This window comes from Achromobacter sp. CSND-B12 (assembly GCF_052906545.1).
On sequence record NZ_JBREGJ010000001.1, the window covers coordinates 5,894,531 to 5,907,890 of the forward strand.

A 13,360-nucleotide genomic window follows, 5' to 3' on the forward strand; every position below is an offset into this window, starting at 1 on the left:
AGGATTACGGCAGGCCAAAAACAATCTTTAGGAGTTTTTTTGAGTTTTCGCTTTTTTTCATTTCCCCGCCGGGCCAGGCTCATCCCGGCGAGGTAGAGGGCTGGGGGTCAGAGCAGCAAGCCGATCGACCGAAACGCGCCCAAGATGCGTACAAGCAGTTCCTGAGCGACGGCGTCTACGTTACGCGCGCCTTTGAGCGCAAGGCCATCCGGGTGGGGAACGCGGCCCGCTGTCAGGGCATCCCGCAATTGTGTCCGGATTTCGGCCTGGGACAGCGAACCGTCCAGCAATGTGGCGACATAGCGGGTGGCAGGGTCGGTACTCAGGTTCACATGTTGGTGCCAGAGGTTGTACAGGCCCACCTGCAGTGTTTTCTCGCTGCTGGCGGCGATCAATTCCCGGACGCCGGGGATCAGTCTAGGTTTGGTCGAATCGTTGCCATAGCCGATCGGCTCGCATCGGTAACGCAGCCCGCCGCAGTTGAACAGCGTAATCAGATGCAACAGCGTGGCGTGTTCCAGGGCGTCTCCGGTATGGGGCGACTGGCATGCGACGACGCGTTGGGCTTGTTCGAACGCAATCGGAGCGGGCCAGTGTTCCTGCAGCACCTCGATCAGCGCGACTAGTGATGGATCCTGCGTCGCCAGGCCGGCGTTGCCAGGTGTGCGGAAATGCCGGTGGCCAGGCTCGGCCCGATCGCGTTCCGTGTCCGGCCGCAATTGGGCGGAAAACAGCATGGAAGAGAAGTGGCTGGCTTCGGGCCGTTCCAGGATCTGGTCGGCACGCTCGGCATGGACAAGCAGACTCTGGCGGAATGGCCGGCCCACCGCGAAATCCAGATATTGCTCGCGCATGACGCGATCGGCATCGCCGGACATGGCGGCGAGCGCGTTCGCCGTGGCCCCGCCGTAATTGGAGGGGAACGAGCCTTCCGGCTGGACATCGCTGACATAAGCCAGGCCAGCCTGCTGGATACTGGCGACGAACTCCAGGAAATAGCAGGGCGAATTGATCATTTCCAGGTATTCGTGGAAAAGATAATGATCCGGCTGCTGGCTCAGGGTGTGTGCGGCCTTGCTGATCGCCTCGCGCATCAGGTTATTGGTTGATAACCCATGTTGGAGCAGACCCAGCATTTCCTTGGCCTTCTTCAGCTTTTCCGCTGGCGTGGTGGCCGAGAAACTGTTGAGCTGCATGGCGTCGCGCAAGATATCCGACGTTTTCCAGCCGGGGTAGACGTTGTAGCTGATGAAGGCGATGCCCTCGGGCGCCAGGTTGTCGCGGCAGACACGCAGGATGGCCTCGCGCACGACAGGCGGCACCCAGCTGAAGACGCCATGGCAGATGATGTAGTCGAACTTGCCCAGGCTGTCGTCAATATCGGTGATGCTCAAGGCCCGCAGGTCCAGGTTGCGCAGGCCGAGTTTTTCCACCACTTCGCGTCCCGCGTTGACCTGTTCCGGTGACAGGTCGATGCCGATGACCTGCGCGTTCGGGTGGGCCACGGCGAACGGGATCAGGTTGCCGCCGGCGGCGCAGCCCAATTCCAGGACGCGGGCGCCCGCCAGCGGCGCCGAATCCAATCCATACAGACGCGCTACCGCCCGCAGGTGGCCTGGCGCGGTTTGGAGCAAGGCGTTGGAAAGGTAGGGCGTTTCGTCGTAGGCGTCGGAAATCGCCTGGTTCAACAGATCGGGTTCGGTCATCTTGGAGTCCGTGTCGAGGCGGCCGCAACTTTGGCCGCTTGGTCGCGCGCGTAGGCAAAGGCATTGTGCAGGCGACAGCCTATCAGCCGATGGTGGATGCGGAAGGCTTGAAAAAGGGCGGAAAGATCCCGGGTTTCGTCGGGTCGGAGTTCGATCCAGACTGGTCCCGGACTTGTACGGGCCACGGCGGCACGAACGTGCGCGGCCTCAGATGATCTGCGCGATCTGCCCTTCCTGGGGCAGGTCCTGCCAGGCCTGTTCGCGCAGCTTGGCGCGGATGCGGGCGGTGGCCTGCGAGCGCAGCTGGCAGACGCGGGCCTCGGTCACGTTCATGATCGCGCCGATTTCCTTCAGGTTCAGGCCTTGCTCGTAGCACAACGACAACAACAGCTTCTCGCGGTCGGGCAGCGAGTCGATGGCGTGGATCAGCGCCTGGCGGAAATCACCGGCCAGCAGGGAATCGAGCGGATTGCCGCTGGCCGCGCCGTGGTTCAGCGTGGCGGTCCAGTCGGACTGGCCGGAGCCCGAGCCCGTATCGGGTTCGGTCGCGAAATCCTCGTAGTGGACGATCTGCACACCCTGCGCGTCGTGCAGAAGCGTCTGATATTCGTTCAGCGGGATCTCCATCTGCTGGGCGATCTCGGCTTCCGTGGGCGCGCGCATCAGTCGCTGTTCCAGCGACTGGATGGCCTGTTCGATCTTGCGGGCCTTGGCGCGCACGCTGCGCGGCAGACCAATCCTGGCCGCGCAGCTCATCGAGCATGGCGCCGCGGATGCGGGTGGTGGCGTAGGTCTCGAACTGCGCGTCGGCCGTTTCCTGGTAACGCCGCACGGCGTCCAGCAGGCCGATCATGCCGGCCTGGATCAGGTCGTCCAGTTCGACGCTGGCGGGCAGCCGGGCGAGCAATTGCAGGGCCAGCTTCCGCACTAGCGGGGCATATTCGACCAAGCTGTCATCTGCGTGGGGCATTGCGGGAGTGTCAGGCGGTGTCCATCGTGACGCATTGTCGGTTGTTGTCAATTTGCGACATTGTCGACAAACGCGCGGCTGCGCTAAAGCTAGCAAGATTCTGTCATCGGCAAGGTGTCATTGTCGGTAAAAGACGGTATTTCATTCCTTAAAGCACGCAACGTTTTGAATGCTTATTTGCCAAATTGACGTACATTTGTGAGGACTTTCTATGTCAAGGTGTATCTAAAGTCTCAAGTTGCGCAATATCAACAAAGATTTGTCATATAAGTCATAGAAAATGACATGACCTGTGGTAAATTTTACTTAAATTGCGAACAAATGATACATTTCGCATTAAAACAGGATGCAGCGGGCAGGGTGCAACAGATGTTGCCAAATGCTTTTGGTTATCAAGCCCCTTCGGTGGGATAGGGAATAGGGAGTCGGGCGTGCAACAAGTCGAAAATTCTTTGCTGGCAGATATCCGTGAAGTGAATCTGTCCTATCTACTTCTCGCGCAGCGCATGCTGCGCGATGACTATGCTGCATCGATGTTCCGCCTGGGTTTCAGCAACGAGGTTGCCGATATCCTGATGCGTCTTTCTCCGGCCCAGCTGGTGAAGCTGGCCAGTTCCAGCTCGCTCCTGTGCCGCTTCCGTTTCGATGACTACAGCCTGCTGTCTGCCCTGACGCACGACGTGCTGGGTGGTGCGCTGCAGCAAGCGCACGCGACGATCCTGCTGGCCAAGCAACCTGTTGAAGAACTGGCCTGACGGCCGCTCGACTCCCACTCGGATACGTGCAATGGCCACCAAGAGCGTTTCGCAGGAAGCGGATGACATCCTGCTAGCCAGCTCCATGATCACCCTGGGCGCGCGGCTGCAGGTGCTGGAGGCGGAAACCAGCCTCAGCCATGACCGCCTGGCCCGTCTCTACCGCGAAATCCGCGGCTGCTCGCCACCGAAGGGCATGCTGCCTTTTTCGGTCGACTGGTTCATGACCTGGTTGCCGAACATTCATTCGTCGTTGTTCTACAACGTGTATTCGTTCCTGAACGCGCGTACCAGCAGCAAGGGTATCCGCGCCATCATCGACGCCTACCGCTTGTATCTCGAGAACGCCGGCGTCGACAACGCCGAGTCGGCCGAGCCGGTGCTCAGTTTCACCCGCGCCTGGATGCTGGTGCGGTTTTTCGACAGCGGCATGTTGCAACTTTCCGCCTGCCGCCAGTGCGGCGGGCATTTCATCGCGCATGCGCATGATCCCCAGTCGGATTTCGTGTGCGCGATCTGCCGTCCGCCACCCCGGGCCGGTAAGACCCGCGCCGCCGCCAAGGCGCGCGCGGGCAGCCGATCCGTGCCAGCCGTAGACGCCGCCCGTTCCTGAGCGGCGCGTCCAAATACATCAAAAGCCCTGGAAAACTCCCCGTAACCCGCCTTTTTGGGACGGGGGGAACAGGGGATCATTGACGCCGGTTTTAGACTTCGTTGGCAGGGGCCTGATGTGTTGATTGTTATCGGTTTTCTAGTGGTGATCGTGTCGGTCATCGGCAGCTTCGTAGCGCTGGGCGGCCACATGGGCGCGCTCTACCAGCCGTTCGAGTTGACGCTGATCTTCGGCGCGGCCTTCGGCGCCTTCCTGGCCGGCAACAGCAAGAAATCGCTGATGCTCGTCAAGAAGGCACTGCCCGACACGCTGAAAAGCTCGCGCTACGGCAAGGACGTCTATATGGAGCTCATGGCGCTCCTGTATGTGTTGCTGAACAAGGCGCGCCGCGAAGGCCTGATGGCGATCGAATCGCACATCGAGGATCCGGCCTCCAGTCCGATCTTCAGCGAGTATCCGCGCATCGCCAAGGACGAGAAGCTCATGGAGTTCATCACGGACTACCTGCGCATCATGATCAGCGGCAACATGAGCTCGTTCGAGATCGAAACGCTCATGGACGAGGAAATCGAAACCTACCGCCACGAACGTGAAGTGCCTGCCAGCATGATCCGGCAGATGGCCGACGGCCTGCCCGCGTTCGGTATCGTGGCCGCGGTGCTGGGCGTGATCAAGGCGCTGGCCGCCGTGGACCAGCCGCCCGCGATTCTCGGCGACCTGATCTCCAAGGCCATGGTCGGCACCTTCCTGGGCATCCTGCTGGCCTACGGCTTCGTCGGCCCGCTGGCCTCGCGCATCGAGCGCCGCACCGACGAGGCCATGAAGGTGCTGGAATGCATCAAGACCACGCTGCTGGCCAGCATGAACGGCTATCCGCCCCAGCTGGCGGTGGAATTCGGCCGCAAGGTGCTGTACTCGTCGGTGCGCCCGACTTTCGGTGAGCTGGAAGAACACGTCCGGCAGACCAAGTCCACCGCCAAGGCCTGACGGAGCGGGCCATGAGCACGGTAAACAACCACCGTGTGGTGATCCGCCGCAAGAAGGTCCACGGCGGCGGGCACCACGGCGGCAGCTGGAAGATCGCCTACGCCGACTTCATCACGGCGATGATGGCGTTCTTCCTGGTGATGTGGCTGATCAGCATCGTGCCGCGCGAGGAACTGAAGGGCATTGCCGAGTACTTCCGCATGCCCCTGCGCGTGGCGCTGACCGGCGGCCCCAGCAGTTCGGCCGAGACCAGCGCGGTTCCCGGCGGCGGACGCGACCCCCTGCGCAACGACGGCGACGAGCGCCGCGCCCAGGGCAACCGGGTCGAGGCCCAGCCCAAGGGCGACGCCGAGCGGCGCGACCAGCATCGGCTGGAAAACCTCAAGAAGCGGCTGGAAAACGTCATCGAGAACAGCCCGGTGCTGAAAAGCTTCCGGCCCCAATTGCTGATCGACATGACCACCGAAGGCCTGCGGATCCAGATCATCGACAACCAGAACCGCCCCATGTTCGCCACCGGCCGCGCCGAAGTGCAGCCGTACATGCGCGACATCCTGCGGGAATTGGGGCCGGTTCTGAACGAGCTGCCCAACAAGGTCAGCATCTCGGGCCACACCGACGCGTCGCAGTATGCGCGCGGCGAACGCGCCTACAGCAACTGGGAACTCTCGGCCGATCGTGCCAATGCCTCGCGCCAGGAACTGGTGGCCGGCGGCATGAACGAAAGCAAGGTCATGCGCATCCAGGGCCTGTCATCGAGCATGAGCCTGGTTAAAGATGATCCGTATGCGGCCGTTAATAGACGTATCAGCCTGGTGGTGCTCAATCAGAGCACCCAGCGGCGCATCGAAAACGAGAACGCCGCGGCCGCGGACGTCAGCGCCAAGGATGCCCGCGAGGTTGGGACGGCCGTGGAGGCGGTGAATGCCGCCGCCCAGGCCACGACGGCAACCAAGCAAGGCGAACCGGCGGCGACGCCGGCGGCCGAAGGGGCTCGATAGCAATGGCGGCAACGATTTTGGTGGCGGACGATTCGGCGACGATGCGAATGATCGTCCAGGCCACGCTGACGGGCGCGGGATGGAAGGTGTTGACGGCCGGCAACGGCCAGGAGGCGCTGGAGGTGGCGAAAAGCCATCCGGTCGACCTGGTGGTGAGCGACTGGAACATGCCCGTGATGGGCGGACTGCAGCTGATCCAGGGCCTGCGCGAACAGGAACAGTACCTGGATGTGCCGGTGCTGGTGTTGACCACCGAGGACGACGTGGACAGCAAGATGGCCGCGCGGGATCTGGGCGTATGCGGCTGGCTCTCGAAGCCGGTGGATCCCGATGTGCTGGTGGAATTGGCGTCTGAACTGCTCGACGAGCAGTCCGGCGCATAGGCGAGTTCATTTATGAAGGCGTACGGGTCATGAGTTCTGGATTGGACCTCAGTCAGTTTTACGAGACCTTTTTCGACGAGGCGGACGAGCTGCTCGCGCAAATGGAGCAGCTTCTGCTCGAGCTCGACGTGGGCGCGCCCGACATCGAACAGCTCAATGCCATCTTCCGCGCGGCGCACTCCATCAAGGGCGGCGCGGCGACGTTCGGCTGTTTCAACCAGCTGGCGGGCACCACCCACCTGCTTGAAAACCTGCTGGATGCGATCCGTCGCGGCGAAATGGCGCTGCGCACGGACATGATTGATATTTTCTTGGAAACGAAAGACGTGCTCAAAAGCCAACTGGATGCCTACCGGGCCTCCGAAGAGCCCGATGAAGCCGTGTTTGAGCGTATCTGCGCGGTGTTGAGACAGCTCGCCCTGGAGCACAAGGACCCCGCCGCGGCGTCCGCGCCGGCGCCGGCCCCCACCCCCGCGCCTGCTCCGGTGGCGCAGGTCGCGCCCGAACCCGAGCCGGTGGCGGCGCCCGCGCCCGTGGCCGAGGCGGCTCCGGTGGCCGAGTCCGCCGACACCGCCGGCCTGCCGCTGCGCGTGCGCATCACCAAGGTGTCCGACAAGGACGCAGCCTCGCTGCTCGAGGAAATGGGCAACCTGGGGCAGGTCAAGGCCAGCGAGCGCGCCAACGGCGTGCTGACCGTCTGGGTCGACAGCACCTGCACCCCGGATGACATCGAGGCCGTCTGCTGCTTCATCGTCGACGCCGACCAGCTCAGCATTGCGCGCGAAGCGCCTCCGGCCGCCGCGAACGAACCTGCCGCGGCGGCGCCCGCCGTGGCCGCTGCGCCGGTCGCCGCGGCACCCGAGGCCGCGCCGGTCGCGGCCGCGCCCGCCGTGGCCGAGTCCGCCGCCGCCGCCGAGGCCATCTCGCAGGCCGCGCGCACCAGCCGCGCCGCCGCCGCGCCGGCCCACGCCGACAAGGAGTCCACCTCGATCCGCGTGGGCGTGGAAAAGGTCGACCAGGTCATCAACCTGGTGGGCGAGCTGGTCATCACCCAGGCCATGCTGGCGCAGACCGCGTCGACGCTGGATCCGGTGCTGCACGACCGCCTGCTCAACGGCATGGAGCAGCTCGAGCGCAACGCGCGCGACCTGCAGGAAGCCGTCATGTCCATCCGCATGATGCCCATGGACTACGTGTTCAGCCGCTTCCCCCGCCTGGTGCGCGACATCGCCGGCAAGATGGGAAAGCAGATCGAACTGCAGACCTACGGCCGCGCCACCGAACTGGACAAGAGCCTGATCGAACGCATCATCGACCCGTTGACGCACCTGGTGCGCAACAGCCTGGACCACGGTATCGAGACGCCCGAGAAGCGTGTCGCCGCCGGCAAGGACCCGGTCGGCCAATTGGTGCTGTCGGCCCAGCACAACGGCGGCAACATCGTGATCGAGGTCAGTGACGACGGCGCCGGCCTGAACCGCGAGAAGATCCTCAAGAAGGCCATGGCCCAGGGCCTGCCGGTCAACGAGAATTCCCCCGACGACGAAATCTGGCAGCTGATCTTCGCGCCGGGCTTCTCCACGGCTGAAAAGGTCACCGACATTTCCGGCCGCGGTGTCGGCATGGACGTGGTGCGCCGGAACATCCAGGACATGGGCGGCCACGTGCAGCTCTCATGCGAGCCGGGCAACGGCACCACCACGCGCATCGTGCTGCCGCTGACGCTGGCGATCCTGGACGGCATGTCGGTGCGGGTGGGCGAGGAAACCTTCATCCTGCCCCTGAACCACGTGACCGAATCGCTGCAGCCGACCAACGACCAGATCTACTCGGTGGCTGGCAACGAGCGCGTCATGCACGTGCGCGGCGAATACCTGCCGCTGGTGGAAATGCATCGCGTGTTCTCGGTCAGCGATGCGCAGACCGATCCCACGCAGGCCATTGCCGTCATCATGCAGGCCGAGGACCGCCGCTTTGCACTATTGGTGGATCACCTGATTGGTCAGCACCAGGTGGTGGTCAAGAATCTCGAGTCGAATTACCGCAAGGTCCCCGGCATTTCCGCCGCCACCATCCTGGGCGATGGCAGCGTGGCGCTGATCGTCGACGTATTTGCGCTTGCGCGCGCCAACCGTGAGCGTTGGTCGCAGCCCGAAGCCATTCTGAATTGATGGAGAAATAGCCCCATGGCAGCCAAACCGCAAGCGCAAGCCGCGCGCAATGAAGATGTCGGCAACGAGTTCCTGGTGTTCACGCTGGGCGATGAAGAGTACGGCATCGACATCCTGAAGGTGCAGGAGATCCGCGGCTATGACGCCGACACGGTGACCCGTATCGCCAATGTTCCGCCGTTCATCAAGGGCGTGACCAATCTGCGCGGCATCATCGTGCCGATCGTGGACCTGCGCATCAAGTTCAACCTGGGCAGCGTCGAATACAACGAGCAGACCGTCGTCATCATCCTCAACCTCGATCGCCGCGTGGTCGGCATCGTGGTCGACGGCGTCTCTGACGTGCTGATGCTCAACGCCGGCCAGATTCGTCCGGCGCCGGAGTTCGGCGCCACCCTGTCCACCGAATACCTGACCGGGCTGGGCACGGTCGACGAACGCATGCTGATCCTGGTCGACATCGAAAAGATGATGACCAGCGATGAAATGGCCCTGGTGGAGAAGGTCGCCTCCTGATCGGAGCTGCGGGGTCCGGGCGCGCGGCCGGCCAGGCGAGAGGCCATGGCGGCTGCGCACCCCAGGAAGATGGGCGCGCCATATTGGATTCGATATGGCGCTTTTGTTAACGATTTCTGTCTGGAGTGGTGCTTGTGATGCGCAAGTTTTTCGCGAACATGACGATACGCAGCAGCCTGTTGTGGGTGCTGGCGTTCTTCTCATTCATGTTGGTGATTGGAGCGGCGCTGGGCGTGCTGTCGTTGCGTATCAGCAACACGACACTGGCGGAAATCAAGCAATCGCAAGAACTGAACGACGCGCTCGGCCGCGTCGTGTCCAGCTACAAGGACAGCCTGAACGGGCTGGGGCGCGCGGCGTCGGCGAACTACGCCGATATCGTGCGCAGCGTCGGCCAGCCGACGGTGCTGACCCAGGGCCTGTCGAGCGAGGCCGCCGGGCTGCTCGAGCGCGCCAAGGCGTCGCAGAACAAGGGCCAGGCCGAGTTCGATTATTTCAAGACCTTGCCCAAGCCGGCCGAGGCGACCGACTCGCTCAAGGAAGTCGAGGAGTCCTACGGCGCGCTGGTCCAGCAAGGCCTGTTGCCGCTGACGGCGGCGCTGGAAAAAGCCGACATGCCGGCCTACCAGACGCAGGTGCAGAAGGTGCAGGACGCGCTTGAAGGGCGTTTCGCCCGCGCCGTCGAAGGTTTCGATTTCTGGCGCGCCAGCAAGATGCTGGACGCTTTCGAAGTGGCCCAGGTGCGCTACCAGTTCGTGTTGATGGCGGTCGGGGCGGGCGGCGTGATCGCCGCGTTGCTGGTTTTCGCTACCTACGTGTTCCTGCGCCGCCGCGTGTTGCAGCCGCTCAAGGACGCCGGCCATCATTTCGACCGCATTGCCGGCGGCGACCTGACCGCCCGTGTCGAGGTTCGCAACACCAACGAGATCGGCCAGTTGTTCGCGGCCCTCAAGCGCATGCAGGAAAGCCTGACGCGCACGGTTTCTTCGGTGCGCCGCGGCGTTGACGAAATCAATACCGGTTCGCACGAGATCGCGGCCGGCAACACCGACCTGTCCAGCCGCACCGAGCAGCAGGCGGCCTCGCTGGAGGAAACCGCGGCCTCGATGGAAGAGCTGGCCTCGACGGTCAAGCAGAACGCCGACAACGCGCGCCAGGCGAACCAGCTGGCGGCCAGCGCGTCGGACGTTGCCGAGCGCGGCGGTTCGGCGGTGGCCGAAGTGGTGAACACGATGCAGGGCATCTCGGCCAGCTCGCGCAAGATCTCGGAAATCGTGTCGGTGATCGACGGCATCGCGTTCCAGACCAACATCCTGGCGCTGAACGCGGCGGTGGAAGCGGCCCGCGCCGGCGAGCAGGGCAAGGGCTTCGCGGTGGTGGCGGGCGAAGTGCGCTCGCTGGCGCAGCGCAGCGCGCAGGCGGCCAAGGAAATCAAGGGCCTGATCGAGGACTCGGTGAGCAAGGTGGGCGCCGGTTCGCAGCAGGTCGAGCGCGCGGGCGCGACGATGCAGGAGATCGTGGCGTCGGTCAAGCGGGTGACGGACATCATGGGCGAGATCTCGGCGGCGTCCGAGGAGCAATCGAGCGGCATCGACCAGGTGAACCGTGCGGTGTCGCAGATGGACGAAGTGACGCAGCAGAACGCGGCGCTGGTGGAAGAGGCGGCGGCCGCGGCCGGTTCGCTGCAGGAACAGGCGCAGCGCCTGGCCGAAGCCGTGGCGGTGTTCAAGATCAACGCCGGTGAAGTCATCGAGGTGCCGGCCCAGCGCCTGTCCTCGGGCCGATCCTCCGCCGCCGATGACTCGCGGCTGCAAGCGCCTGACGCGCTTGCCCTTGGACACTGAGGGCGGCGGTGGCAACAGCGGCAAACATGGCGCCGTCCATTCCGGTGGACCGCCAATTCGATTTCCGGGATGCGGACTTCACCCGCGTCCGCAAGATGATCCACGCGCGCGCCGGCATTTCGCTGGGCGCGCACAAGCGGGAAATGGTCTACAGCCGCCTGGCGCGGCGCCTGCGCGCGCTGGGGCGGCAGGACTTCGGCAGCTACCTGGACCAGCTCGAAAACGAGCCCGACGCGGCTGAATGGGAAGATTTCGTCAACGCCCTGACGACCAACCTGACAGCGTTTTTCCGCGAGTCGCATCACTTTCCGATCCTGGCCGATTTCGCGCAGAAGCGCGGCGGTCCGGTGTCGGTGTGGTGCTGCGCCGCTTCGACGGGCGAAGAGCCGTACTCCATCGCCATCACGCTGGCCGAAGCGCTGGGACCGCGGGCCAGTGCCTGCTCGGTGCTGGCGACCGACATCGACACCAATGTGCTGAACCGGGCGCGCACCGCCGTCTATCCGGCCGAACGCGTGGCCAAGATGGAGGAAAGCCGGCTCAAGCGCTTCTTCCTGAAGGGCCGCGGCGCCAATGCCGGGCAGGTCAGGGTGCGCCCCGAGATTGCCGACATGGTGCGGTATGAAACGTTGAACCTGCTGGCGCCGTCCTGGCCGATCAGCGAGAAGTTCGACGTGATCTTCTGCCGCAACGTCATGATTTATTTCGACAAGCCGACCCAGGCGAAGATCCTCGAGCGGTTCGTGCCGTTGCTCAAGCCGGGCGGGCTGCTGTTTGCGGGCCATTCCGAGAACTTCACCTATATCAGCCGGGATTTCCGTCTGCGCGGGCAGACAGTCTACGAATGCGCAGGTAAGGCCTAGGCGCGCCTCTGCGGCGAGCTTGCGGCCAGACTTAGGCGGTAAAAAATGCAGAAAATCAGAGTCTTATGTGTGGATGATTCCGCGCTCGTGCGCGGACTGATGACCGAGATCATCAACAGCCAGCCCGATATGGAAGTGGTTGCGACCGCGCCCGACCCCCTGGTGGCGCGCGAGCTGATCAAGAAGCACAATCCCGACGTGCTGACGCTGGACGTGGAAATGCCCCGCATGGACGGGCTGGATTTCCTCGAAAAGCTGATGCGCCTGCGGCCGATGCCGGTGGTGATGGTGTCGTCGCTGACCGAGCGCGGCGGCGAAATCACGCTGCGCGCGCTGGAACTGGGCGCCATCGACTTCGTGACCAAGCCCAAGCTGGGCATCCGCGACGGCCTGCTCGAATACACCGAGATCATCGCCGACAAGATCCGCGCGGCCTCGCGCGCCAAGCTGCGCGCGCCCAGCCCCCACGCGCCGGCCGCGGCGCCCGCGCCGATGTTGCGCCGCCCGCTGTCCAGCTCGGAAAAGCTGGTGATCGTGGGCGCTTCCACGGGCGGCACCGAGGCCATCCGCGAGGTGTTGCAACCGCTGCCGCCGGACAGCCCGGCGATTCTCATCACGCAGCACATGCCGGCGGGCTTCACCCGTTCGTTCGCGCAGCGGCTGGACGCGCTCTGTGCCGTCACCGTCCGCGAGGCAGTGCATGGCGAACGCGTGCTGCCGGGCCACGTTTACCTGGCGCCGGGCGGCGACACGCACATGCGCCTGGGGCGCAGCGGCGCCAACTACGTGATCGAGCTGGAGGCCAGCGAACCGGTCAATCGCCACCGCCCGTCGGTGGACGTGTTGTTCAATTCCGCCGCCGTGGCGGCGGGCAAGAACGCCATCGGTGTCATCCTGACCGGGATGGGCAAGGACGGGGCGGCCGGCATGCTGGCCATGCACCGCGCCGGCGCCCATACCATCGCGCAGGATGAAGCCAGTTGCGTGGTCTTCGGCATGCCCCGGGAGGCCATCGCAATCGGTGCGGCTGACGAAGTAGTGCCGCTGTCGGCGATGAGTGAGCGCATTCTGACTCGCCTGGGCGACCGGGGGCACCGCGTGTGACGCGGATGCGGTCCCGATCGATCTCAAGCAAATTTCTTCTGGAGTAAAAGATGGTAGACAAGGGCATAAAGATTCTGGTGGTGGATGACTTCCCCACCATGCGGCGGATCATCCGCAACCTGCTCAAGGAACTCGGTTTCGAGAACGTGGACGAGGCCGAGGACGGCGCGATCGGCCTGGAGAAGCTGCGCAACGGCGGCTTCCAGTTCGTGGTGTCCGACTGGAACATGCCCAACCTGGACGGCCTGGAAATGCTCAAGCAGATCCGCGCCGACGCCAGCCTGGCCTCGCTGCCGGTGCTGATGGTGACGGCCGAGGCCAAGAAGGAGAACATCGTCGCGGCGGCCCAGGCCGGCGCCAACGGTTACGTGGTCAAGCCTTTCACCGCGGCGACGCTGGAAGAGAAGCTGGTCAAGATCTTCGAGAAAATTGGCGGCTGAGGTGTGC

The 13,360-nt window shown here is 63.9% G+C and carries 12 protein-coding genes and 1 pseudogene; 11 read left to right on the forward strand and 2 right to left on the reverse strand.

The genetic code is table 11. The features are described from left to right. Positions 1–107: 107 nt before the first annotated feature. The gene (locus ACUTAG_RS27650; protein ID WP_148319469.1) at positions 108–1,706 is read right to left on the reverse strand and encodes a methyltransferase regulatory domain-containing protein; all 1,599 of its coding nucleotides are present in this window, start codon (positions 1,704–1,706) and stop codon (positions 108–110) included. A 207-nt stretch (positions 1,707–1,913) separates the two neighbouring features. Then, positions 1,914–2,676 (reverse strand): annotated as a pseudogene (locus tag ACUTAG_RS27655) (RNA polymerase sigma factor FliA). A gap of 431 nt (positions 2,677–3,107) precedes the next feature. Here ACUTAG_RS27655 and flhD point away from each other — a divergent pair. The 11 genes from flhD to cheY all read left to right on the forward strand — a co-directional run bounded on the left by flhD (position 3,108) and on the right by cheY (position 13,353). Beyond that, the gene (flhD, locus tag ACUTAG_RS27660; protein WP_006219025.1) at positions 3,108–3,431 is read left to right on the forward strand and encodes a flagellar transcriptional regulator FlhD; all 324 of its coding nucleotides are present in this window, start codon (positions 3,108–3,110) and stop codon (positions 3,429–3,431) included. Positions 3,432–3,462: 31 nt separating this feature from the next. Beyond that, the gene (gene flhC, locus ACUTAG_RS27665; RefSeq protein WP_006387508.1) at positions 3,463–4,044 is read left to right on the forward strand and encodes a flagellar transcriptional regulator FlhC; all 582 of its coding nucleotides are present in this window, start codon (positions 3,463–3,465) and stop codon (positions 4,042–4,044) included. Between the two features lie 117 nt (positions 4,045–4,161). Beyond that, entirely contained in the window at positions 4,162–5,031 is an 870-nt protein-coding gene (gene motA / locus ACUTAG_RS27670; protein WP_006387509.1) for a flagellar motor stator protein MotA, read from the forward strand. An 11-nt stretch (positions 5,032–5,042) separates the two neighbouring features. After that, positions 5,043–6,032, forward strand: coding sequence for a flagellar motor protein MotB (gene motB / locus ACUTAG_RS27675; protein WP_006387510.1), 990 nt, complete (start codon positions 5,043–5,045; stop codon positions 6,030–6,032). A gap of 2 nt (positions 6,033–6,034) precedes the next feature. Continuing rightward, positions 6,035–6,415: a response regulator gene (locus ACUTAG_RS27680; protein ID WP_006387511.1), complete on the forward strand. Its 381-nt coding sequence runs from the start codon at positions 6,035–6,037 to the stop codon at positions 6,413–6,415. Between the two features lie 29 nt (positions 6,416–6,444). Then, positions 6,445–8,586, forward strand: coding sequence for a chemotaxis protein CheA (gene cheA / locus ACUTAG_RS27685; RefSeq protein ID WP_148319471.1), 2,142 nt, complete (start codon positions 6,445–6,447; stop codon positions 8,584–8,586). 15 nt (positions 8,587–8,601) lie between these two features. Next, on the forward strand, positions 8,602–9,102 hold the full coding sequence (gene cheW / locus ACUTAG_RS27690) for a chemotaxis protein CheW (protein ID WP_006387513.1): 501 nt from the start codon (positions 8,602–8,604) through the stop codon (positions 9,100–9,102). Positions 9,103–9,239: 137 nt separating this feature from the next. Next, entirely contained in the window at positions 9,240–10,946 is a 1,707-nt protein-coding gene (locus ACUTAG_RS27695) for a methyl-accepting chemotaxis protein (RefSeq protein ID WP_076472360.1), read from the forward strand. Between the two features lie 26 nt (positions 10,947–10,972). After that, positions 10,973–11,809 carry a CheR family methyltransferase gene (locus ACUTAG_RS27700; protein WP_020927331.1) on the forward strand — a complete coding sequence of 279 codons (837 nt, stop codon included), beginning with the start codon at positions 10,973–10,975 and terminating at the stop codon, positions 11,807–11,809. A gap of 45 nt (positions 11,810–11,854) precedes the next feature. Continuing rightward, positions 11,855–12,913, forward strand: coding sequence for a protein-glutamate methylesterase/protein-glutamine glutaminase (locus ACUTAG_RS27705; protein WP_006387516.1), 1,059 nt, complete (start codon positions 11,855–11,857; stop codon positions 12,911–12,913). Between the two features lie 50 nt (positions 12,914–12,963). After that, on the forward strand, positions 12,964–13,353 hold the full coding sequence (cheY, locus tag ACUTAG_RS27710; protein WP_006387517.1) for a chemotaxis response regulator CheY: 390 nt from the start codon (positions 12,964–12,966) through the stop codon (positions 13,351–13,353). Positions 13,354–13,360: the final 7 nt, after the last annotated feature.